Origin of the sequence: Mucilaginibacter sp. UR6-11 (assembly GCF_020880695.1) — a bacterium.
Lineage (GTDB): Bacteria > Bacteroidota > Bacteroidia > Sphingobacteriales > Sphingobacteriaceae > Mucilaginibacter.
The window spans coordinates 295,164-319,252 of sequence record NZ_JAJIWO010000004.1 but is presented as its reverse complement, the minus strand read 5'-3'; the positions used below and the strand labels follow the sequence as shown (position 1 = coordinate 319,252).

Below are 24,089 nucleotides of genomic sequence, written 5' to 3'. Positions count from 1 at the left end.
TTAATTGATCACTCGTTCTGATTGCTTTACTTTTCTTGTCCCGGCGACAGCGCGGTACAGTGGTCTGAATAATTGTTTAAGCAGGGTAGTGGCATTGGCCGGTAACGTTACCTGTAGCCAGGTTAGGGCTCCCGCCTTACCTGCCGGATATTTATCGCCTAAAATATATTTAAGCCGCTTAACCTCTTTGATATAGGGTAAAGTTTGATTGTGATGACCCAGGAAATGAACTATTAAAGGGTTAGCCTCTTTTAAAGGCCAGTTTTTTTGATAGCGCGGATGACCGGGCTTATTATATAATGTAACGCTTCCTTTAAGCAGATCAGATTCTATACCCGACTGAAAGTTCACAAATTCGGCCAGTATGCTGCCGTTATCATCAACAGGAGATTGACCATGTAATGCCATAGCCAATGCCATTAATACTTCGTCATTGGGGCGCCCCCGCAGGCGGACAAAACCTATCTCATCATATTGCGTTTCAAGTTCACGGGCTGTTTCATAAACCTGCGTTGCTTTGTCGCCGCGTTCCAGATAATAAATGCCGCCGTTAAATTTAGGCAGCTGTTTAATATGGTTCTTTTTACAGATGGCTGCCACGTCGCCAAACCATTCGCCGTCATTAACGTAAACACCAACTACCGCCACACTATAACCCTTAAAAAGATTAAATACCGGCTTTAAGCTGCCATAAATTAAACAGTCGCTGTCAATAAACAGCGTTTGCCCCGCGGGGGCCAGCTTATCTAAATGTAGCTTTGGCGAAAAACCTTTCCCCAGTTCATCCGGCTGTAATGCAATGACTTTAACATAGCTTTTCACGTCATCAGGCAGGTAGTGCGGCAGGTCCGTCGCCAGGTAAAAATCAATGCCGGCGTCTTTGTTCCATAACCAAAATGATCGTGCCAGGTTTACTGCCATATCAACATACAGCTTTTTGCCGGTGGCTAAGGTTAATATATTAAGCTGATTGCTCATTTTCAATAATATGGATGATTTTTAGCAGCAGGTCTTTATCAATAGTAATATCCCCCCAGTTACCATCGGCTGGCTTGGTCCCCGCCAAATACCAGTAATTTAATTTTAGCATACAAGACAGGGTGTAGTAACAATCGGTACGAAAATAATCAGGCGAGAACAGCTCAATAACAGCCGCACCCTTACGGCCAAACAGCAGGTTAGTTAATGCAGCGCCATGCACGCTTATAATTATGGCGGCTTGCTGTACCAGGTTAACCTGATCTGCTACGCTAAGGTTATCGGGCTCAATAATTTCAAATCCCTTGTTTTTCAACAGGGTAATTACAACATCTTCATTTAAGAGTTTCCGCTCTATATTGCCGCCGCGTTTAAAGTATATTCTTTTACCGAATGCTAACACCGGCTTTTTAATCAGCTTATCCCTCGCATAATTTACCGCCCATATTGGCGAGCGACCTTCGCTGCCGGGTAATGAGGCCACGTATAAATGATCAAAATGTATTTTTTCGCCATCATTTATCAGCAATATTTTCTCTGCCGGGATATCAAAATCTGCAAGCAGATCCAAAAACTTAACCGGGACTTTTGACGATACGCAGAAATGGTCGATTTTATCCAGAACAGATTGGTATAGCCGGATACGCGGTAATACATCACTTAGCCAATGGTAATAGTTATGGCTCTCTGGCGAGAGCAATGCTGCGCCTGTGCCGGTTACTTTTTTAACATCCTTCGAAAAAATATAGAATGGATTGCTCCACAGGAATTTCTTTAGCGTTGCTATTCCGAAATGATGGCTAAACTCCTGAAAAACCTGGTGCTTATTATTGAGAATTAAACCTTTGTGGCCCAATACATAGCTGTTCTGTAAATAAAACAAGGTTGCCTTATCAGTAGGGTAATCTTTGTTGTTATAAAACGCGCGGTCATTTGGTGTCCCTAAAGTCTGCGGCGACGGGTGATGTAAGAACTCGCCGGGAAAAATATCTTCAAACCATGGCCCGCGCTGGCTATAGTATAACCCTTTACGTTCCCGCTGACCTATGATCCAATCCCGGCAGGAATAGATGATTTTTGAAGGATAGATAAACGGGAACTGCCTTAAAAAGTATTTTATTTTAGTTGCCGCGCTCATGAGCCTGTAAAAACCTGTTGATAGTGAACAATAAGCCGTGCTGCCTTCCATCCTAAAATATTTGCGATAGTATGGCCCGCGGGCCCGCCGACGTACTTCTCGCCGTTATAACCCAACGCAGTGGCTTTTTGTATGCAACGTTTTGAAAGTGCTTTAAATTCGGGGTAGGCCAGCACCCCGGTCCACCAGTAGTGCCTGGCAAATATCCGGTTGATCAATTTATCGTTACTTTTTGCTGTTAAATATTGGTATTTTAAATCTATTGCAGCTATTGTACTTTGTAGTCCCCGGAGATTTTTTTGTGACGACAAAGAACGCCTGCCGGTAAATTTGCGGTAATAACAAAGGCCCTGTTCGCTAAATTTTATCCCGGCCGAGGCTAAAATCACCCGGCAAAAAAACTCGCCGTCGTCATCAACACTCAATTCTTCGTTCCATGACCCTGCTTTGTCAATCACGCTACGCGGGGTAAGCCATGAATGAACAGTGATCATGCCGCCGTAGCCGGGCAGTACCTCTTCTCCGGCGTAAAGCTTTAGCAGAAAATCTACCGGATTGTCGCTATCCGCATCAAACCAGCTATAATCGGGTTTAACAAGAGTATGATTTTCACCATCCATAAAATGGACGGTACGGCAAATTGATAAATGGGTGGCCGAATTATTAAGGCGCGTTAGCTGACTCTCAATTTTATCAGCACTTAGCAAATCGTCAGCGTCTAAGAATTGTATGTAGTTGCCTTTGGCCACGGCTAAACCTGCATTACGTGCAGCAGCTGCCCCATTGTTTGCCGACATGGTTATACTGACAATGTCATTTTCAAAATCTTTAATAATTTGTGCAGTATTATCGGTTGATCCATTGTCTATAACGATGATCTCTTTGCTATCCCACGTTTGCCCCAATGCTGACCTGATGGTTGCCGACAGATAGCGCCCTGAATTATAAGCAGGGATGATAATGGATACCAAAGGCTTCATTTTGAATTGAATATTTCTATCCAACGCGCTCTGTTGGATACCGCAGGGGGTATCGTGTTACCGGTAAACCAGGGCTGGGTTAAATATTTTACATAAAGATCGGGCTGGGTATCTAAAGCTATGATGCGTTCAATTACCGGCTTAAAATCCATCTCGTTAAAATGAAACCGCCTGTTTATATCCCGTGTAATTGCTTTCAATTTACGTTTTACTTTATGCTTTATACCAGTTAGGTGTGCGGGGCGTATATCTTCAAAATCCATTTGCCCAAGCCTTGTCAGTTTGTTATTTAACCAGCTGTTCTTTGAATGCAGCTGTTCTGTAGCGTTTATAAAGCTGGCGGTATTAAAAATGGTGCCGATAAACGGATCACCACAATAAACAGGAATGCTGTTAGCCTGCATGGCATCATACAGTTTCTCTGTTTGATAGCCGGGATAGATATCATTCTCAAAAGCGATAGTAAATTTATAGTCGCTTAAAAAGCTGCGTTTGCGCTGCCACATATCACCACTGTACCGCTGATCAATACTTTCCATATTGTTCATGGATTTGCCGGGCGCATCAACTTTTTTGTATTTAGATAGCTGCCTGAAAAATTCTTCGCGATAAGGCACTTTGTGCGAATACAGGAAATTGCAAAAGTATTTCTTGCTGCCGGCTATCTCTTCAGCATTATAATCTGCAGGTTTAATTAATGTTGCCGGGTCGGTGCCGTGCCACTGTATTCGTTTGTAACGCGCGTGATTGACTTCTTCGGCGCGCGGTACCCCGAATGCCCAATCGCAGATGGTCATGTCCGGTTGTATGTTTTCGCAATAATAGCCTATGCGGACGTAACTGCCTTTTTGGGGAAGATCATTGCCGTACGGCCCAAAGATCACGAAATCTGGATCAGCAGATTCTTCAAAATCAAATTTGTCAGATAGCCCCTCCAGGTCGAAAACTTCTTTTTTAAAATTTTGGAGCGTGAGGCCGTTTTGAAAATGCAGTTTTATTTTGCGCTTAACCACCCTAATAAAATCATTTTAAAATGTATTGCCTCAGCTTTAAAAAAGGCTTTTCCCATAAATAATAAGAGCCCAGGGCCACTATATAGATGATCAGGATATTTACCGGCCAGGTGCGCCACCATACGACAACATCGCCCACAAAGAAAAACTCCTGCCAAATATACAAGCTGTAGGATAAAACGCCGATATGTACCATGACCCTGTTATTCAGTAATTTGTAAAGCAGATTGTTTGATGGGGTTAGGTTGCCCAGTATTAAGAATAAAACAGCCCCCGAAATAAACAGGCCGCTAAACGGCAAGGACAGGATAGCCAATTTGCCATAACCTGACAGGTAAATAAATAAAAGTATAACGGTAACAGAGAAAACTTTTAATCCATTAGAATGGAATACTTTATGCTTTATGAAATCGGGATTGTCGAAATAAACCAAGCCGCCAAACGCCCCTATTAAAATGGCATCGGCATGCATAAAGAAAGGGGATAGGGTGATGGTGCTGTAGGCGGGGTGCTTATAATCAATCACTCTTGCCAGGCATGCGTAAACTATAAGTATTATTAACACGGGTTTTAAGTGTTTTCTGCAGAAAAGTAATAGCAGGGGCCACATCAAATAAAACTGTTCTTCCACAGAAAGCGACCAAAAATGACCCAGGAACCAATTGGTTTTAGGGTCGAAATTGACGGTAAATGTAAATGCATGAATAAAGTTGGTTCTGGTTAGCCCGAGAAGATAAACGTTGTTTACCACCAGGATAAATAGGGTATAGAGCAAAAATACCGGCAAGATCCTGAATGCACGCCTGATATAAAACCTGCCGGGATGTATGCTTTGGTATTTTGCCTCCTCGGTTAATAACAGGTGGGTGATCAAGAAGCCGCTGATGACAAAAAAAACGGTTACCCCTACCAATCCGTGCCGGGCAATATCGGCAAACCAACCGGGAAAGCCATAGGAAAGCCGGCCATGACAGATCAGAATAAGAATTATGGAGACTGCCCTAAAGCCGTCTAACGAAGGTAACCTTTTCAACAGCTGCCTATAAATGTAAAGCCATCGCCTTTATTGATCTCTGCAATGACATGGTAATAATGGCCGTACACCGAATCTATTTCGTGGTTAATATTATTATTTTCAATTGTGTTTGTTGGTTTGTAAATGGCCTTGCCAATAAAGATTTTAAGTTTCGACCAATAACTTATTTCACTATCATCGCCTGCATAGGCATATAAAATAGCAGCCTGTTTACCCTGCTCTTTTATCTCGGGTTTGTTTACGGATGATGTTACGGTTTGCGGGTGCGCTACGCTCAATGCATTATAGCCGGTATAATAACTGATGTTTGCTTTTAAATAACTTGCACGTAACGAAAACTCCCAGTCCATCATAGTATATAATATATTGTAAAGACCGATATAAGCCAATGAGCCGCGCCTGATCAGCATATGTACATCGCCAAAAGTAAATGAAGGTACTGACGCTTTGCGCCAGTTTTCAAATTGTGGCAGCCGGCTATGCCTGCTTATGGTTTGATGGTTTTTTAATTCGCTTGACAAATCATTGGATATAACGATGTCAACCTGCGGGTTCTGCAGCATGTATAGCTTGCATTTTCTGATGGCATCGTAACAAAAAACATCATCATCAATTATTTTTTTTATTAGGATGCCTTTAGCAAGAAGCATAGCTTTGTTCCAGCCGTGCGCCTGGTTTTTGTCCGGTTCAGAAATAAACTGCTGTATTTTACTTCGCTCTAAAAGCTGCTTAAGATATTCTTTTGAGCCATCGGTACTTTCACTGTCAACTACCACTATTTCTTCATCGTGCTGCAGCCCGCTTATTAACCTTTCTAAAGTGATCTTTAGAAAAGGCAGGCGGTTACGCGTAGTGATGATGTATGAAAGATTAATGATTGGGTCCATTTAGGTTATGGAAGTTATTAATTACATTAGGTAACAATTAAACCTTATCGTTGTATTTTTCGATAAAACCCTGATAGTCAAAAAAATACTTTTCTACGTCCTTAAGGTTATCAGGTTCAAAATCCCACCATTTTAATTTTAGCAGTCTATTTATCGTTGGCTCGTCAAAACGGTATTTTACTACTTTAACAGGTGAGCCCACTGCAATGGCATAAGGCGGAATATCTTTTGAAACTACTGTGCCGGCGCCAATTACCGCGCCGTCGCCAATAGTTACGCCATCAATCACGGTTACATTGATACCGATAAACACATCATTACCTATACGGATTTGCTTATGCTCAACTATTTTATCGTCTGCAGAAAATGTTATTCCACATGCATTACCGGTAGAATAAAATGCCGGAGAGGTAGATAAGCCGTTGGTTGGGTGGATGCCAAAGCCGCAATTAAAATTAGGGCCTATGCTGCAAAACTTACCAATGGTGGTAAGGCTTATAGTTGAATTGCCACTGATATAAGTGTAATCGTCAACCTGGGAGTCGCCGATTTGTGCAGGGCCGTAAATTTTTGCCTTATTGCTGATGGTACTCCTGTTAATATTTTTAATTATACGGCCGATATCACCATTCTGCTTTTCAATTACATAAAGCCGGGGAAAAAATACTTTCAAAAAAAGTAATGCAATTTTTCTGATCATTTTTTTCATTTGATTTTTTTTAACAATAGCTTTATCTTATGAATCAAATTTTTACCCCTCATTAAAAAATAGCCCCGGTAACCCTTTCTGTCCAAATTATGGAGCGTTTTTAAAAAATCGTTTTCAGTTTCTTTGTCTATGGCAATAGTGGCGGGGTGAACTATTTTATTAATAGTTTTGGTAGTTAAGCCGCTATAAGGGCTATCATATTTTGTATGGGTTGCAGTAGCGTCAAATCCAATGTTTGACACAAAGTTATAATTGGTATTAATACAGATACCGCCAGCTTTCCAGATACTAAACATCCATTGATAATCCCAGGTATCAAGCGTCTTTAGTGACTCCAGTACGGTATGCCAAAATCGTCTTTCAAACGGATCTTTAAAACGGGTATTAATCAGTTTTTTATAGTATGATTTATCTGTCAACTCCAGATCGTATTTGCGCCAGGCTCTTTTCCAGGTGGCCCATCCCCAAATGTTAGGATAGTTTGAAAAATAATAGGTATAGTCATGCTTTTTCCCGTTGTCAATCAGGTCGGTTCCGGTTATATGCATAATGCTTTCATTATCCTTGTAAAACTCAAGCATGGCAGAGCAGAAAAAGAAAAAGCTATCATTTGGCACGCAGTCGTCTTCAAGTACTATCCCTTCATCAATGTGCTCAAAAAACCAGTTTATACCCGAACTTACGCTGCGTTTTACGCCGATGTTTTCAGTTCTGTAAAGGGTTTTTAATTCACAGTCCCAATCAATATTTAAAAGCACATCCCTTGTTTGCTGGCATAAAATACCGGCTTCTTCATTCCGGGGTCCGTCGGCAACAACAAATAACTTCGCGGGCCTGACTTTCTTAATCGCCTCAAAAACCTTTAAGGTTTTATCGGGACGGTTATAAATTAAAAACAAAATAGGTGTGTTTAACATATTAGAGCTAATGTTATGCCTCTATCAAATTGAAATTCATACAGGCGCCTATTTCTACAGGATATTCCTGCAGGGTTTTAAAACCCAGCCAATATTTAGGTGCAAAAAACTGTTTGTGCTCCTTATTATTTAACCAAGCACCCCACCAACTAAAACTGCTGTTTGATAAAATACCAATATCGGCATTAATCAGAAATTGCAGATCAATGATCTCCGGATTATTTGAAACGTATTTTTTTTTGATATAACTGAATTCTTTTTCTACAAATTCAGGTTCATCAGATATGAATACACAGTTGGCATTCTCGTAGTCGGCTAGGTCTAATGCTTTTTTATAATAAGATAAGGGCAATGACCAGCTATGATCAATATAATCGCCGCGCCTTATGTGGATCACTATTGTTTTCCGGGTTGACAGGACATTTCGGGACAATGTTTTGAACTTACGGACATGTCGTTTTTTTATGACCAGTAACTTCCTGATGTCGGCACTACTGCTTTCAAAATATTTTTCAGACTGAAAATAGCCCTGATACATATAGTTGTTTTTTAACCGCTGCAGGGCCTCGTCTGGTGGATCTGTATTATATAACGTTATATTTTTGTTGCCGAAAATGATTTTTTGAAGCCAGGCATAAAAAGATTTCCTCTTATTTAAACGGAGACTTCTTTTAAAGCCTTTTGTTGAGAAGAAAGAGGAATCTAACGGTAGCAGGAAATCTGTTTTAAGTTTAAAATATTTAACCGGAATAAAATGCTCAATGCTTTTATCAAGGTAAAAACCTGTATCAAGCTTTTTAGCCGTTGCATAAATAAAGGCGTATTGAAATAGCTGATTACCTAATCTGCCCTCGAGTTTAACGGCCACCATAATTTAATATTCGTTTAATTTTGTCAGTGCCCCTTTTTAAAAAGTTGGCTTTAGGGTAAATGAACTTTACTACTTTTTGATGGAGGTCTTTATAAAAGATATCTTTTGATCCTTTTGATACTAGTTTAAGGGGTTTGCCGGTCCGGTTATAGAACCAGTTGTACCGGCCCTTACCTAACATATAGTTTAAGTATTTTTCGTCTATACGGTCAAAAAATGGATACAACGCATAAGTTGCTTTTACGGACACAGACCATAAGTCGGCCTCTGCGTCGCGCATCCAATAAGATCCTTCATAATCTAACCTGTGATAATAGTACGTGTCTTTTAAAACCACGGTAACAGCTCCGGTCATTGCCTGCCTTAACCCAAATGTCCAGGTATCCAGCGCACCGGAACCCTCTGCATAACCCAGTGCCTTAACCCAGCTTTGTTTAGTAAATAAATAGTTGCCATGCTGACCGGGCGTATTGCCACCATTATAATAAAATTCTAAATCAAATACTCCTTCGGGCAATGACCATATGTAATCGGGTTTGAGTTTGTCAGCCGAAAAAAAATGCTGATACTGAAAAGAGGCTACATCAGCATTCATACTGATCAGGTATTCTTTTAAGGGATCTACGCTATCCGGGGCCAATACGTTATCTGCATCAAGGCAGAACAATAAATCGTTTGCAGCGTTTTCAACCGCTGTATTTCGAGCCGCGGCGCCTCCTTTGTTTCTTTTATGGGTAAATATGTTTATAAAAGGGTGCTGTTGTTTTAACGCCAGCAATACCTCCGCGGTATCATCTGTCGAACAGTCGTTTACAACTATTAGTTCATCACCGTTATTTAGATTACCGGCTATGATTGATTCAATTGATTCGGCTATCGTTTTAGCGCAATTATAAGCGGGAATAAAGAAGGATATGTTAGCCATGAGCTGTCGGGCCGGACAAACGGCGTTTATATTTAAAAAATCTTTTTTTGATATTGTCCATCAAGACTGTTTATTGCTAAAAATAAATTTGTTACGGAGCTCCATAAATGGCCTTTCAATCAGTTTGTAAGAGTATACAGACAATGGGATAGTTAGTAAATAATACAAGAAGATATTAATCGTCTTTAATGTATCTCTATTAGTAACCAACCATAGTAAATCATGATTAATAAACGGTATAATATACTCCTGCATCGGCGTTAAGTTAATTAGATAAACAGAATAAGAGATCAGGCTTATATAGGTAATCATCTTAAACATTAAACCTTTACCCGTTTTATAAGTAGGATGGGGCGTAAATAGGTTTTGAGAGAAAATATAAAAACGTTTAAAAGTCGGGCCGGGCGGCTTGCCATAATTATAGAAAAAAATAACTGCTGACAATATGAAAAAATATACCGGAATTGTTCTTAACCATCTTCGCCACCAAAAATTGAGTAATGTATAGAAATCAAGGTTTTGTTTACTCATGGATTTTATTAAAATGCGGCCAATTAAAAAACCGCTTAAAACAAAAAATATGGATACGCCATCTAAATAAGTAGCTTCTATCACTTTGTTGAGGGCCCGGGGGGTATAGGCCATCCCGTGTGTAACGACAACTACTGTAATAGCAAAGGCTCTTAAAATATCAAGACCATAAACCCGTTCTGCTGGCATGTTGATATTTAAACCCAATAATTTCCAAAGTTTACTAAACATATAAAGTTAGGCCTGCTGCTGCTGTCTTAAATTATAAAGGTATTTTGATTGACTTGTCTTCATTGAGTTGCTCAAGTTCTTTTAATACATATTTGCACCATTTTTGGTAAAATAGTTCGTTTTTCCAGTATTGGAAAGCCTTCCGACCCCTCTCAAGCGCCTCGTTTTTATCCAGGTTTCTAAGTAGCTGATCCAGTTCATCAACAGTAGCTGCATAATAACTTATTTCATCCCAAGGTATAAATTTCTTGAACGGGCGCGCGTCAACATCACCTAATAAACAGGGAGCGGTACCTAATTGCATAGCTTCAAAAAAACGGAATGAGTTGCAGCTTGTGCCACGCGGACTTAAAGCGATATACGATTTCATGGTATTGATGTTGAAACTTTTGCCCCAAAACCACCTTTTATAAAACCTGGTCGGCAATCCGCCCTGTACCAATATATCGGCATTGTCTTTATATCGTTTCAGGAGTTCCATCCGTATAGGATGCGTATCAAAAGCTCCGTTGAAGCTGGCGAGGTAGTCTTTTTTTAGCGGTAACGGCGGTTTGCGGTGCGGGCTGCAAAGAATAGGTATGTCAATACCTTTATTGGTTGTTCGTGCAGCGGTGAATTCAATAGTTTGACCCAGGTTTAACAAGGTGCCACCGTCAAACTGCGTAACCGTAAAAGTTTTACTGTCATCTATTATGATTTTATCAACTGCGGCCTGAAGTTCATTGAGGCCTTCACCATCTGTTGCAAAATTGTGATTAATGTGCCAGCGGGTCCAGAAGACAGGCAGGTAATGCCAATCGGCAGCAGTAAGATCGTTGGTAACAATGTCAGGTTGCTTTTTTAGCCATCTTAAAAAGTCCTGTTCCACCCCATAATCTTTATTATGTGCAGGATATTTAAATGCCTGCGATTTGGGGGTAAGTGCCGGCGGTGTATTTAAGATTAATATTTTCAAGCTAATTTATACATCAAGCTGTAACCAATCTGAAGGGATAATATTTTGAGGGAATTCTCTGTTTACCTTATGCCCCAGCCAGTACCTTGGGGCATATACAACCTTATCGGGTTTATTATTTAACCACGCGCCCCACCATAAAAAAGAGCTGTTTGAAATTATCAACTTATCAGCCAAAATTAGTGAAATAAGGCAATCGGTAACATTGTCCATATATACCGCATTGTCATATCTAAATAATTGTTTAACGGTTTTAATATCTTCTGATACAAATATCAACGTTTTTGATTCGAGATCAGCAATGCTTTTTAGCGCTCTTTTATAATAGTCGATTTCTATAAAAGGCGTATTGTTGTCTATTTCTTTAATGTGCCATTCCCGATATTCTGACAATCTGATGCCAATACAAACCACCTCCTTTTTAAATAACTCTGAAAATTTTGACTGGTAACTATCCATCAGCCCGCTTTTTATTTTAAAGGCTTTTTTAACTTGTTGCTCATACTTTTTAAAATAGGCCTCCGACTGGAAATAGCCATAAATAACTGTATGGTCTTTTACCGCGTTTAAAATAGCAAAAGGTGGTTCGTCCAGGCTTAGGTTTGCGGCGCTATATTTATGAAACTTAAGCGAAAACATGTATCGCAGCAATCTTATTTTTTTTAAAATAGGGCTGTTATAAGGTTTTAATTCAAAATATTTTTCAAGCTCCTCTGTATTAAATACAAAATCTGTCTTCATTTTTTTTGAAACAGCCAGGCCAAATGCAAATTGAAATAGGTGATTACCCAGTTTTCCGGAAGGCATTATAGTAATCATAATAAAGTTGATATTGGTTTTTTATAATGCACCCAAATTGTTTCTCCCAATTTTTTATGTTTACTGAACGCTTGTAACTGTAAAAATTTTATATCCAGGTATTCTTTCACCCTATACCACAGTGTACGTTTAACGGGGGGGAACTGCGCCTTTTTTAATGACCTTGAGTACATTACCGTTTTCATTACGTCCAGCGGCGAATAAGATTCAAAGTCTAGGTCAACCAAATCCCATTGGTATTTTTGTCCTAATATTTTAAAGCTGTTTTTGTTATATCTGCCGACGTGATTAGGCGGTAGATCCAATAAACCATTATGCAGTTCGTTGAAATTAATTTTATAACTGTTGGGCACTCCGATGAATAAGTGCCCGCCGGGTTTGATAATACTATTAAATGTTTCAAAAGTGTCTTTCAAATTATCCAGATGTTCTAGAACCTGGAATAAGCAAATAATATTAAATCGGTTGCAAAATTCCGGCTTCGACTTTAACTCTCTGAAATTCCAGCTGTGGGCCTCTATGCCTATGTCTTTTATAAACTTAACTCCGGTATCTGAATATTCCAGGCAGAAAATATTTTTTTTATCGATTAGCTCAGCGATTTTTTTTGCGAAACTGCCGTTGCTTGCACCGATTTCCAATAATGTTAGCCCGCTTTCTTCTGAGGTTAAAACGTTTATTTCTTTAAATGTCCTGTCAAATTCCCACTTCTGGTACGGCACTGGTTCTATCCCGGTTTCACTGGCGTGGGTAATAAGGTTATAAAACTCATGGTCGCCGCCAGTAAAGGGATCTGCAAAGCCAAATCCGCAATTTTTACAGCTTACCACAGCGGCGGTTTTGGCCTTCCACAGTTTCAGGATACTGTTTTCAACAATATCAATTGCTTCTTTTTTTTCTTTTAGGCTTTGATTAACCAGGAACTGGCTCGCCGCATCTCTTGAATTTATTTCATATAAAAGAAGGTTATCAACATTACCGCAGATGGGGCATTTTGCATTATAAGGGGTGTATCTATATTTCATTAGCCGAATCGATATTTATTAAACCTTTGGCAGAAAAATCATTTAATTCGGTCCACTCATTTGTTATTGTAAATGAATAGGCTTCGTCAATATATAGCCATTCGTTACCATCACTTATCGGATCGCCATTATGCCCGCCCAGGCCAATTGTATAGTTTCCGGGCCTTAACAGGTTGGCCGGTATTAAAAAATTGTCTGCATAATTGCCCGCGATTAGTTGAGTTGGCCATGATTTGTTGTGTATGGTGAACAGTAAAACGCCGTCTTTATAAAAATTAACCGATACCCTGAATTTAGGCAGCCCAATTAAACAGGTATATTTTACATGGACAGCCAATGATTCTGACGGCGAAAATACAGCCTCTTTATTAATAATGCCGTTAATTGAAAATTCAACAAAACGTATGTTGTTTGTTATACTGCCCTGTTGTTTACAGGTTTCAAGGCCCCCGTTTATGATGTTTGACTTAAGATAAAGCGAGAGGGTTTCGTCAACGCTGCCTTGCTTTATTAACTGGCCGTTGTTTAACAGCATTGCGCTGGTACACAGCTGCCTTATGCTGCCCATATTGTGGCTTACAAATAAAACAGTCCGGCCTTCGCCTTTGCTCACGTCGCCCATTTTGCCGAGACATTTTTTCTGAAATTCGGCATCGCCAACCGCCAGTACTTCATCCACTATCAGTATTTCCGACTCGAGATGGGCGGCCACGGCAAAAGCAAGCCTTACATACATACCTGATGAATAGCGTTTCACGGGGGTATCTATATAACGCTCAACGCCCGCAAAATCAACAATCTCGTCAAATTTACGTTTGATCTCGGCCTTACGCATACCCAGTATGGCCCCATTTAGATAGATGTTTTCTTTACCGGTTAACTCGGGATGAAACCCGGTTCCAACTTCCAGAAGGCTGGCTATACGGCCCCTTACTTTAACCGACCCGCTGGTGGGGGCGGTTACCCGGCTTAAGATCTTAAGCAAAGTGCTTTTCCCGGCGCCATTGCGACCAATAATACCTACCGAATCTCCCTGGTTAATTTCAAAGTTGATATCTTTCAAGCTCCATACTACGTCGCTTACGCCCCTGGCAGTACGGTCATTAACTTCGCCTATTTTTAAAAATGGATCTTCTTTACCTCTTAACCTGGCCCAAAACCGTTCCAGGTCGCGTGATATGGTGCCTGTTCCAAAATCGCCCAGTTGATAGGCTTTTGAAAGATGTTCTACTTTAATTACTTTGGTCATTTAGCTTCGCTGTTATACGGTATCAACAAAGTTTTTTTCAACCCGGTTAAAGATTACGGTGCCTGTTAAAAATATAATTACTGTACTAAGAAAACTATAACTTATAATCTTCCAGCTAAAATCACCCTTGCCTAAAAAACCGTATCTAAAAGTTTCAATTACAGCTGTAATTGGGTTGTACCTGATTAACCAGCTATATTCGGGATATTTCAGTTCGGCTGCTGATAGGGGATAAATGACCGTGGTTGCATACATCATCAAAGGCACCCCAAAGGCAACCACAAAAGCCAGGTCGCGATATTTGGTGGTTACCGAGGATATGATCATGCCCAATCCCAGTCCCTGGGCCGCTACTAATATAACCAGTACCGGGAACAGCAGCGCAACGGCGTTGGGGATTATGGAAAGTCCCTTTAGATCAAAAAACAATAATAAAAACAAAAACAACAAAAACTGCACGGCAAACCGGATAAGGTTTGACAGCACGATACTTAGAGGCATTATTAACCTGGGAAAATAGACTTTGCCCAGCATAGATGCATTGTCTTTAAAAACGGTTGAGGTTTTAGTAAGGCAATCGGCGAAATAGTTCCAAATTATGGTTCCGGCCAGGTAAAATAGGGGTTTGGGTATACCGTCGGTAGGTATGCCGGCCAAATTGCCAAACACAAGTGTATACATCATGATGGTGATTATTGGCTGCACAAAAAACCATATCGGGCCCAATATGGTTTGTTTGTAAAAAGCAACAAAATCCCTTCTTACCAGCAGGATAAGTAGATCGCGGTAATGCCAGACATCTTTTAATGCCAAACTAAATAAGTTGTTTTTGGGGCTTATTTCTATATCCCAGTGTTCTTCAGCAGGCTGGCTCATTGTTTAATAATTGTTGTAATTTACGGATGTACTGATCTTCATTAAAATATTGCAGGCATTGCTGTTGAAGATTTTGGCGCATCTGTAAAGTTAAAGGGGTTTTTAAATGTTTTTCAAGCGTGTTTTCAAGTTGGGTCAAATCATCGGGGTTTACGGCCTCGCCCAGTTCCCCGTTCCTGATAGCATCAAGGCTCCCGTCGACATTCCCGCAAATAACGGGCAGCCCGCAGGCTAACGCTTCGATAAAAACAATACCAAACCCTTCTTTTTTACTCGGTAATACAAAAAGATCAGCTAACAAAAAGTGATCCGTCAGCTCATTTTCATCAATAAAACCCGTCAATATCACCTGGTCCTGAACCTGATATTTAGCAATTAACTGTTTAAGACGGTCCTCCTCAACATCGTCATAAGGCCCGGATAGAATATATTTAACCGAAGGCAGCTTAGCCTTTAATTTATGTAAAATCTTGATAACCTGTTCATAACCTTTATATTGTTCTGTAGCGGCCAGCCTGGTCAGGGTAAATAATATCAGGTTATCCTTAGTCAGCTGGTAACGGTAAAGCAATTTTTGCGGCCGGGCAAAGGTTAGCGGTAGTTTCATGAATGAATCGACCGAGTTATTTAATACCAGGCATTTATCTGCATTAATGCTGTGCCACCTTATCATTTCCTGCCGGGTAAAGTTGCTTACGCATATTATTTTATTGCATCTGTTTAAAAACAATTTTTTAATAACGGACAATGGCCGCCAAACTTCAATGCCATGCGCAATTAACCAAACCTGGCATTTAGGGTTAATTAATTTAGCCATCAGCCCGATAATCGACATATTAATGTGGCTGATGATCAAAACATCAGATACCGCGGCAATTTTTAACGCTTTTATTATAAATGAAAAACGCTTGGCATTAAATCCCCTGAAGTTTTCCTTAGGCAGATATTGCGGCATCAGGTCTTCATCCGCGTCATAAGCAGACCATAATTTAAACTGCCAATTGTTATGTGAAGCAATGTGTTGCAATGCATGGGCAAGTGTGCGCGTCATTTTTTGTATACCGCCAGTGGTACTAAACGTTTGTAAGGTAAAAAGAGTTACATTTTTAGGCATGCATTTGTATTTGATAAAGTGCAAATGCTTTTGACCAATGGATGGTATTGCTTTTAAAACCCCTGATAATTCTTTTTGCTTTTCTGCTTCTGTATAACCCTTCGTTACTTAATTCAGCATGGTTTCGCATCCATTGCTGCAGGGGTAAACTAAAACCCATTTTGGGCCTGTTCCAGACAGGTGCCGGCAAAAGATCTTTAAAGGTATCTATCAGTATTTTTTTTGGCTGGTTATCATCAAACCTGATTTGCGGCGTTAGCCTGTTCACAATGCGCTGAAAATCTTCATCCAAAAATGGCACCCTTACTTCTAATCCATGACTCATACTCATCACGTCTGTGTCACGCAATAACTGGTTTTGCATATATAAATTAGTTTCAAACCAGGACGCTTGTTCCTTATTGTAAGCCACAGGGTAAAGATGGTCGTTTTTTGCGAACAAGGTATTTTGAACCTGCCCCTCGTCACAATTCAATATCTCGGCTATATCTTCGGGCGCAAAAACGCCCCTCAGGAAAAGATAGTCGGCAAGCGGATGACGACAGGTTAAAAAGGATAATTTTTTAAAGGGATCTGTAACGAAATGACTGATTGTTTTAAGGAGCGGTGCCGGCACCCTCCGTAAATACTCAATGTATTTTATCCGGTTAAAAGACGGATAGCCGCCAAAGAGTTCGTCGGCGCCGATGCCGGAGAGCACCGCCTTCAGCCCGTCTTGCCGGGCATATTTACTTATAAACCAAGTATTAATACCGTCAGTAGTAGGCATATCCATTGCATTCAAAACATCCGGAAAAAACTCATCAAAATCACGCTGTTTTACCAGGTGGGTAAATTTTTCGCCTTTTGTTTTTCTTAAGATCTGTTGCTGGTAGATGCTTTCATCATATTTTTTTTCGTCAAAGAAGATAGATACAGTTTTAAGCTGCTCTGTTTTTTGCTGGGCGGCCAACAGGGTGAGCAGGCTTGAATCAATACCGCCACTTAAAAACACACCAATCGGGGCATCAGCGATAAGCTGGCGGCCTATGGCCATTTTAAGCGCGCTGTCTATTTGTTTTTTTGCCTCAATTATATCAGTGATGTAAGCACTATTGGTAACCGGTTTCGTGTAATCTAGTATGGCGGCTGTGCCGTCTTTATTGTTCCAGCGCAGGAAATGGCCTTTAGGTAAACCGTATACATTTTTTAAGACGGTGTCGGGTTCGGGCACATGGCCAAACGCTAAAAATTTAATGAGCCAATCCTGATTTTCTTCGGCTGCCAGGCCGGCTGTTTTAAAGGCTTTTACTTCGGATGCAAAACTTAGCTGGCCATTGTTGATATAGTAATACAGCGGTTTTATACCAGTGGTATCGCGTACCAGATAAGTCAGCACGTTGGTAACATCATATATCGCAAAGGTAAACATACCGCGTAGCTTTTTAAAAGCGGCAGTGCCCCAATACAGGTAGGCTTGTATAATAACCTCAGTATCGGTGTGCGAATGAAATCTGGCGCCGGCATTTATCAGTTCACTTTTTAATTCGCGGTAGTTGTATATTTCGCCGTTAAAAGTTATCCACGCTCTCTTGTCAATGTCAGCCATTGGCTGGTGGCCGTTGCTGCTGAGATCAATAATTGACAGCCGCCGATGCCCAAACACCAGGTTAGCTTCCGCAGCCGAAAAGATCCCCGCATCATCAGGCCCGCCATGTTTCATGGCGTCACACATTAAATTTACTTTAATCCGGTCCTCTTCAAGATTTAACCTTTGGGCAACTATCCCTGCTATCCTGCACATAGTAAAAGTATATTCATAGCTTCGCCCCGTAAGTTACATTTTTTAAATTAACTTATTGTTTATCAGTGATTTAAATATAATTAAAACGCTGACCTGACATGAATAACGGGCTTAAATTAAGTTAAAAATGCCATTATCCGTATAAAACTATAATTAAAACCTTTCAATTAACGTTGCCGCGATATTTACGACGATGGAGCAACCAAGGCTTTCAAGCCTTAATATTAATTGTTTTTGTGAACGATAAGAAATTATTTCGCCGGTCATTCCCTTAAGCGGGCCGGCTTTGATCATGATTTTTTCGCCTGGTTGTAAATTTTCCTCGGTAATTTCCAGTTCATAGGGGCTGGCCATTAATAATTTAACATCATCAATTTGCCTGTCGGGCATCGAGGTTATTTTGTTCGAAAAGTATATAAAACGTGCCACCCCTTTGGTCATTAACACTTCGGTTTGCTCACGTTCTGTAATACGGACGAAAAGATAGGATTTAATAAAGGGCTCTTCCACCCATTTTTTTCTGTCGCTCCATTGCTTTAGCTGGCGATGAAGGGGTAAATAAGCCTCTATCCCTTTATTTAACAATGCCTGGCAGGCTTTTTTTTCGGCTCGTGGTTGTGTATAAACCGGGTACCACTTGTAGTCGGCCTTATTTAATCTTGAAACCATAAATTAAACAGCGTCTTATTTTTTAAACCAACGCCATATTTGCCACCATTTACTTTCGTCCGGATCTATATAATAGCCAGAGCCGTCATAACCGCTATAGTCAGAATAATAGTAATATTTGCCATAGTTATCTCCGTTAAATTTAGTAGTGTAATATCTGGAGTGAAGCAAATCCTGCGCAAAGGCGTTTAATACGATCACCGTATTGTTGAGGTGATATTCGTTAGCCAGGCGTTGCGGAACCGTAGCTGAATGAAATTTCGATTTGCCCGACCGTATCACAAAAACATTAATGTCACTTATCCTGATTAAAGGTATCGCATCTGATACCAGGCCTATTGGCGCGGTGTCGATCATTACAATATCGTATATTGTTGAAAGGTGAGTTATCAGCTCACGCATCCGCTCAGAATGTAATAACTCTGACGGATTAGGGGGTACCGGGCCCGAAACTATAAAATCAAGTCCGGTTTGGTTAGAGTGATTTATGATATCATCTGCAGCACACTGATTAGCCAGGAAACTGCTTAACCCCATGTCATTAGGCACATGGAACGTTTTATGCAGTTTAGACCGCCTTAAATCAGCAGCTACCAGCACTACTTTTTTATCAATTAATGAAAGCGTGCTTGACAGGTTTACAGCAACAAATGATTTTCCCTCGCCCGCTACCTCTGAAGTTATGCAAATTACTTTACTCTCTTTTTCGGACGCCAGGAAGTTTAAATTGGTACGTACCGAACGTACAGATTCTGCAAAAATAGATTTGGGTTTGCTGATAGCTAATATTTGCGTGCTAAACTGATCGATCTCATCAGGGAATTTACGGATTACCCCAATTATCGGTATTGTAGTTAAGCTTTCAACAGTTTCCTTGTCATAAATAAAGGGGTTTAAAACCCGTATTAAAACAATTACGCCCAGGCCGATGGCAAGCCCCAACATTAATGCTTTTTGGTGGGTGCCACGTTCATCCGGCGAAACAGGGACATAATTAAGATGAGCGAGGTCTACGATGGTTGCACCCGGTAAAATGCCGGCCCTGAATATTTCCTGATCTATTTTTTTCTCAGACAGGGAAGAGTAAACTTTATCATTAACATCAAAATCGCGTTTCAAACTAACCAGGTCACGTTCGGCGGTGGGTAACTCAGCAATTTTTTGATTAACGGGGCCAAGCTGTGATTGCAAAAATTTAATTTTACTTTCAATTAGCTGCCTTGATAAATTTATACTGGTTAATGCATTGTTTTTAAGTAACAGTATTTGCTTATCTATATCCTGTACTACCTGCGATGCGCTGTTATAGGTTTTAAGATAGGCTGTTTTTGAAACCAGCAAACTGTTTAGGCTGGTTATAAATGTCCCTAACTGGCCATCCACAACGCTGGCGCCGGTTACCAGGTTAAGATTTACATTGTCTTTGCCCTTTATGATGTCCTGCCTGAGCTGATCAATAGCGATCAGGTCAATTTTTAACAAATCTATCTGCGATTCAAGATCTTTGGCCTTGCCGACAACCCTTTCAGTTGCCGACGTTAAATCCATCATTTTATTGGTTTGCTTAAATTGTTTTATAGAGTTTTCAGACCCTCTAACCCCGCCCGAGAGAACCTCAAGCTGGCTGTCAATAAACCTGATCATTTGCGACGCCGACTGCGCTTTCTGTTCGCGGTCATAATTTAAATACTCCTTTACAATGGCATTTAAAACATCTGTGGCAAACTGGGGGTTCATGTCGGTTTGACGCAGCAACAGCATGTTTGAGTTTTTTGAGGTTTCGCTGGTTTGTAAACCAGCCCTTACCCGGGCTACAAAATCTTCAGGCGCGTTTAGCTTAAATAAAATAGAAGTTGTTTTGGATAAATTACCCGGATTTTTTATGCTGATAGCGGTTGGCCCTATAACAAACGGCGCATTATAGCGATATACTTTTTGTATTTCCTTACCGCCATCTTTATAACTCAGGCTAAAAGAATTATCGCTTACCGGCTTAAAGGTTATCAGGTCGTGAAAAAAATTTGTACTGTCAAGTTTTATCAGCTGGATATCCAGCGGTTTTGACGGATATAACTCATTAGTGCGATTAAGAACCCGGCCTACCACATAAAAGCTTATCCGGTAATCAAGTTGCCTGATTGCATTTAACAGCAGCGGTGTACTTGTCAATACCACAGTTTCACTTTGAAGCCTGGAGCCATTGGTGCGTTCAATAACATTTGGTACGCCTACTAAATCACCTATCTCAGATTTTTTATCCTCAAACTTCATTATTGCAGTTGTAGAATAAATCTTGGGCGTATACCACAGGTAAATATTTGACGCCAGCACGCATATTATAACAGAACCGGCTATCCAGTACCAGCGGCTTAGTATGATCCTGACAATTTTTAAATAATCCAGCTCCTGGTTTGGTGATTTATGTTGCGTTTTGTTTAACTCTTCCATTATTTACGCACAAGTGTTAAAATTATCAATACTGTGTTAACTAAAAGTAAAGCCGGCTGTACTAGAGCTGAAAAATTCTGGAGGTTGCTGTTACGTATTGCTTTTCTGTTTTGCGCCACGTAAATGATGTCATTATTCTGGACGATAATTCTGGGGCTCGTTAACGTCCTGATATCGCTAAGGTCAATAATATCTATAGTTGAGTTTTTATCCGCGCGAATTATTTTAATGTGTTTTTCGTCAGCGTTCGCGGTAAGGCCGCCGGCATCGCCTAATACCTCAATTAGGGTAGGGCGGTCTTTGGTTAAAACTACATTTCCCGGCGCTTTGACCTCGCCGGTAATGTTTACTTTAAGGTTTATTATTTTAACCTCAAGTAGGGGATGTTTTAGCTCTTTACTATATAATTCTTCCAGATGCTTCCTGGCCTCTGTGCGCGTCAGGCCCGCTATAGGTACCCGCCCCAATCCGGGCAAGCCGATGAGGCCATCTTCATCAACAAGATAAATATCTTCCTGTGCCGTGTTGGGTGCACCCGTATTGCCCCCGCTTGCAAGGGACGCACCTGCCGACAGGTCAATAAGGCTTTTGCTGTTTTGCACATTGGTGATCTGCAGAATATCCTGAGGCTTAATACGATAATTGCTTATATTTGAAAGATTTTGTGACAGACTGCTGTCCGGGGTCAAAGTTTTTCGTTCAAAAAGTGCCTGGTCTTGTTTGTACGAACATGATGTAAAAAACAGCCCGGTAATAAGGGATAGAATAATTAAATAGCGCATATGTATATTAAAATTCAGCTTAATATTTTATATCTATTCAGCATTAATCCCAAAACTACATATTTGTCACTATAACTTAGCGTATTTTTTCACAAGTGCAGGATTTAAAAATTTCTTTGATTACCGTTACGCTCAATTCGCAAAAAACTATAGGTCACTGTATTGAATCAGTTGCAGCGCAAAATTATAATAACGTTGAATATATAATTATCGACGGCGGATCAACCGATGGCACGCTGCAAATTATCGATCAACACCGGCAACATATCAGCCATCTTATTTCAGAACCCGACAAGGGAATTTACGACGCAATGAATAAAGGGATAAGTTTGGCTACCGGCGATATTATCGGAATACTAAACTCTGACGACATTTTTGCGTATAAGGAAATATTATTTGACGTAGCCGATGTTTTTAAAAAGAAAAATACCGATATTGTGTTCGGAAATTTGAACTATATCAATCCGGAAGGAGTGACAAAGCGCAGATGGGTTTCCGGAACATATAATCACGGTATGTTTAACTGGGGATGGATGCCGCCCCATCCCACTTTTTACTGTAAAAGATCTTTATATAAAGAGTGGGGCTTGTATAATTTGCAATTTGGAACGGCCGCAGACTATGAATTGATGCTGCGGTTCATCCACTTAAATAAGGCTAAAACTGCTTATTTAAATAAAGTAATGGTTAATATGGTTGTAGGTGGAGTTAGTAACCGGAGTTACTATAACCGTTTTAACGCCTGGGTATGTGATTTTAGGGCCATGAAGAAAAATGGGGTGATAATCCCCCTTTTGTGTGTAGTTTTTAAACCATTAAGAAAGATATTTCAGTATGTATAACACAGGCTGATTAGTGGAGATTTTAACGAGTATAATACTATAAGAGCAAGTCATGTTAATAAATTTGGTCGCTAATATATACGCTAAAGCACTACTGGTTAATTATATGCCAGAATTTATAATTCATTACCAGCTTATTTATTATTTGTCTATAACCGGGTTTGCCGCGCTGTTATCAACCATTGCCATCCCTTCAATTTTGCACGTTGCCCGTGCACGTCATTTATATGATGATATAGGTCATTTCAGAAAACAACATGATCACGGTATACCGCGGTTAGGCGGAGTTGCAATTTTTGTTAGTTTTAGCATTACCGCTTTGGTTTTTAGCCTGATTGACCAATCGTTCCCCATTGGCTATTTGCTTACGGCAAGTGTAATTTTATTTATAGTTGGGTTAAAGGATGATCTTTCGGGCGTAAACTCAAGCACCAAGTTTTCTATCCAATTTATTGTTGCGCTGATATTAGTGACACTTGGCAACATCCGGTTAACCAGTATGTATGGGGTGTTTGGTGTGTATGACCTGCCTTTTGCTATCAGTTGTGCGCTGTCGGTACTGGTTATAATTTTAATTGTAAACGCATTTAATCTTATTGATGGCATTGACGGGCTGGCCGGTGTTACCGGTATCCTTACAAATTGCATCTTTACCCTGTTGTTTTTATATATCCACCAATATCAGCTTGCCGTAATTTCTTTAATTTTGGTAGGTTCTATAACAGGCTTTTTAAGATACAATGTCTCGCCGGCCAAGATATTTATGGGCGATACCGGCTCCCTGTTTATCGGGCTGATATCAGTGGTAATGGCCATTAAATTAATTGAGGTCAATAAATTTGTCCCCGGCGGTACGCCGCAAATCAGTTCGGCCCCTGCCATAACCGTAGCCATCCTGATCGGGCCGGTTTTTGATACACTCCGGGTGTTTTTTATCAGGATAATGAGCGGCATATCCCCGTTTACTGCCGATCGTAATCATATCCATCACCGTATTTTAAGATTAGGTTATACGCATATGCAAACAACGATGATACTGGCTACCCTTAACCTGGTTACGGTGGTGCTGGCGCTTGCCTTTAGCGGCCTGGGTAACTTTGTGCTGATCCTTATTATATTCGCCATGTCAATGTTGTTTAACTGGGCAATTACGTTCCTGATTCGCTCTAAAGAGCGCGAGCATGTTACTTTTCGTAACCTGTTTGTGTAGTTTAAACACACTTCAATTCTAATCTTAATGTCTGTTTATAGCTAAAAATTTAGGCGCAAGGGCCTGTTTTAGTTACCTTTGCCTTATATCTATGTTAACAT

The 24,089-nt window shown here is 40.4% G+C and carries 23 protein-coding genes; 2 read left to right on the top strand and 21 right to left on the bottom strand.

Annotated elements, in window-relative coordinates; genetic code table 11:
• The 21 genes from LJ658_RS12290 to LJ658_RS12190 all read right to left on the bottom strand — a co-directional run bounded on the left by LJ658_RS12290 (position 1) and on the right by LJ658_RS12190 (position 21,936).
• Complete coding sequence (locus tag LJ658_RS12290) at positions 1-978, bottom strand: hypothetical protein (RefSeq protein WP_230546809.1); 978 nt, start codon at positions 976-978, stop codon at positions 1-3.
• Positions 962-2,116, bottom strand: coding sequence for a DUF563 domain-containing protein (locus LJ658_RS12285; protein ID WP_230546808.1), 1,155 nt, complete (start codon positions 2,114-2,116; stop codon positions 962-964). Before LJ658_RS12285 ends, LJ658_RS12290 begins: the two co-directional genes overlap by 17 nt.
• Entirely contained in the window at positions 2,113-3,096 is a 984-nt protein-coding gene (locus LJ658_RS12280; RefSeq protein WP_230546807.1) for a glycosyltransferase family A protein, read from the bottom strand. Before LJ658_RS12280 ends, LJ658_RS12285 begins: the two co-directional genes overlap by 4 nt.
• Entirely contained in the window at positions 3,093-4,109 is a 1,017-nt protein-coding gene (locus LJ658_RS12275; RefSeq protein WP_230546806.1) for a glycosyltransferase family 10 domain-containing protein, read from the bottom strand. Before LJ658_RS12275 ends, LJ658_RS12280 begins: the two co-directional genes overlap by 4 nt.
• A 10-nt stretch (positions 4,110-4,119) precedes the next feature.
• Entirely contained in the window at positions 4,120-5,142 is a 1,023-nt protein-coding gene (locus tag LJ658_RS12270) for an acyltransferase (RefSeq protein ID WP_230546805.1), read from the bottom strand.
• Positions 5,139-6,032 carry a glycosyltransferase gene (locus LJ658_RS12265; RefSeq protein ID WP_230546804.1) on the bottom strand — a complete coding sequence of 298 codons (894 nt, stop codon included), beginning with the start codon at positions 6,030-6,032 and terminating at the stop codon, positions 5,139-5,141. The genes LJ658_RS12270 and LJ658_RS12265 overlap by 4 nt, the downstream gene beginning before the upstream one ends.
• Before the next feature lie 37 nt (positions 6,033-6,069).
• Entirely contained in the window at positions 6,070-6,741 is a 672-nt protein-coding gene (locus LJ658_RS12260; RefSeq protein WP_230546803.1) for a CatB-related O-acetyltransferase, read from the bottom strand.
• On the bottom strand, positions 6,738-7,658 hold the full coding sequence (locus LJ658_RS12255; RefSeq protein ID WP_230546802.1) for a nucleotide-diphospho-sugar transferase: 921 nt from the start codon (positions 7,656-7,658) through the stop codon (positions 6,738-6,740). Before LJ658_RS12255 ends, LJ658_RS12260 begins: the two co-directional genes overlap by 4 nt.
• Positions 7,659-7,671: 13 nt before the next feature.
• Positions 7,672-8,529 carry an alpha-1,2-fucosyltransferase gene (locus LJ658_RS12250; RefSeq protein ID WP_230546801.1) on the bottom strand — a complete coding sequence of 286 codons (858 nt, stop codon included), beginning with the start codon at positions 8,527-8,529 and terminating at the stop codon, positions 7,672-7,674.
• A complete protein-coding gene (locus LJ658_RS12245; RefSeq protein ID WP_230546800.1) occupies positions 8,516-9,454 on the bottom strand; it encodes a glycosyltransferase family 2 protein in 939 nt (312 codons plus the stop codon). Before LJ658_RS12245 ends, LJ658_RS12250 begins: the two co-directional genes overlap by 14 nt.
• 60 nt (positions 9,455-9,514) lie before the next feature.
• Entirely contained in the window at positions 9,515-10,216 is a 702-nt protein-coding gene (locus LJ658_RS12240) for an acyltransferase (RefSeq protein WP_230546799.1), read from the bottom strand.
• Between the two features lie 31 nt (positions 10,217-10,247).
• Entirely contained in the window at positions 10,248-11,171 is a 924-nt protein-coding gene (locus LJ658_RS12235) for an exostosin family protein (RefSeq protein WP_230546798.1), read from the bottom strand.
• Between the two features lie 6 nt (positions 11,172-11,177).
• Positions 11,178-11,990, bottom strand: a complete 813-nt coding sequence (locus LJ658_RS12230) for an alpha-1,2-fucosyltransferase (RefSeq protein WP_230546797.1) — start codon at positions 11,988-11,990, stop codon at positions 11,178-11,180.
• Positions 11,987-13,015 (bottom strand): bifunctional 2-polyprenyl-6-hydroxyphenol methylase/3-demethylubiquinol 3-O-methyltransferase UbiG, encoded by a 1,029-nt coding sequence (locus LJ658_RS12225; protein WP_230546796.1) that lies wholly within the window; start codon positions 13,013-13,015, stop codon positions 11,987-11,989. Before LJ658_RS12225 ends, LJ658_RS12230 begins: the two co-directional genes overlap by 4 nt.
• On the bottom strand, positions 13,005-14,264 hold the full coding sequence (locus tag LJ658_RS12220) for a polysaccharide ABC transporter ATP-binding protein (protein ID WP_230546795.1): 1,260 nt from the start codon (positions 14,262-14,264) through the stop codon (positions 13,005-13,007). The genes LJ658_RS12225 and LJ658_RS12220 overlap by 11 nt, the downstream gene beginning before the upstream one ends.
• A gap of 12 nt (positions 14,265-14,276) precedes the next feature.
• Positions 14,277-15,140, bottom strand: a complete 864-nt coding sequence (locus tag LJ658_RS12215; RefSeq protein ID WP_230546794.1) for an ABC transporter permease — start codon at positions 15,138-15,140, stop codon at positions 14,277-14,279.
• Positions 15,124-16,254, bottom strand: a complete 1,131-nt coding sequence (locus LJ658_RS12210) for a glycosyltransferase family 4 protein (RefSeq protein ID WP_255670499.1) — start codon at positions 16,252-16,254, stop codon at positions 15,124-15,126. The genes LJ658_RS12215 and LJ658_RS12210 overlap by 17 nt, the downstream gene beginning before the upstream one ends.
• Positions 16,247-18,037 carry an asparagine synthase (glutamine-hydrolyzing) gene (asnB, locus tag LJ658_RS12205; RefSeq protein WP_230546792.1) on the bottom strand — a complete coding sequence of 597 codons (1,791 nt, stop codon included), beginning with the start codon at positions 18,035-18,037 and terminating at the stop codon, positions 16,247-16,249. Before asnB ends, LJ658_RS12210 begins: the two co-directional genes overlap by 8 nt.
• A gap of 153 nt (positions 18,038-18,190) precedes the next feature.
• Positions 18,191-18,706, bottom strand: a complete 516-nt coding sequence (locus tag LJ658_RS12200) for a UpxY family transcription antiterminator (RefSeq protein ID WP_230546791.1) — start codon at positions 18,704-18,706, stop codon at positions 18,191-18,193.
• A 15-nt stretch (positions 18,707-18,721) separates the two neighbouring features.
• A complete protein-coding gene (locus LJ658_RS12195; RefSeq protein ID WP_230546790.1) occupies positions 18,722-21,154 on the bottom strand; it encodes a tyrosine-protein kinase family protein in 2,433 nt (810 codons plus the stop codon).
• Positions 21,154-21,936, bottom strand: a complete 783-nt coding sequence (locus LJ658_RS12190; protein WP_230546789.1) for a polysaccharide biosynthesis/export family protein — start codon at positions 21,934-21,936, stop codon at positions 21,154-21,156. Before LJ658_RS12190 ends, LJ658_RS12195 begins: the two co-directional genes overlap by 1 nt.
• Positions 21,937-22,031: 95 nt before the next feature.
• Here LJ658_RS12190 and LJ658_RS12185 point away from each other — a divergent pair, with 95 nt between their 5' ends.
• Both LJ658_RS12185 and LJ658_RS12180 read left to right on the top strand, forming a co-directional pair.
• Positions 22,032-22,778: a glycosyltransferase family 2 protein gene (locus LJ658_RS12185; protein WP_230546788.1), complete on the top strand. Its 747-nt coding sequence runs from the start codon at positions 22,032-22,034 to the stop codon at positions 22,776-22,778.
• 106 nt (positions 22,779-22,884) lie between these two features.
• Positions 22,885-23,988 carry an MraY family glycosyltransferase gene (locus LJ658_RS12180; protein ID WP_230546787.1) on the top strand — a complete coding sequence of 368 codons (1,104 nt, stop codon included), beginning with the start codon at positions 22,885-22,887 and terminating at the stop codon, positions 23,986-23,988.
• The last annotated feature ends 101 nt before the right edge of the window (positions 23,989-24,089 follow it).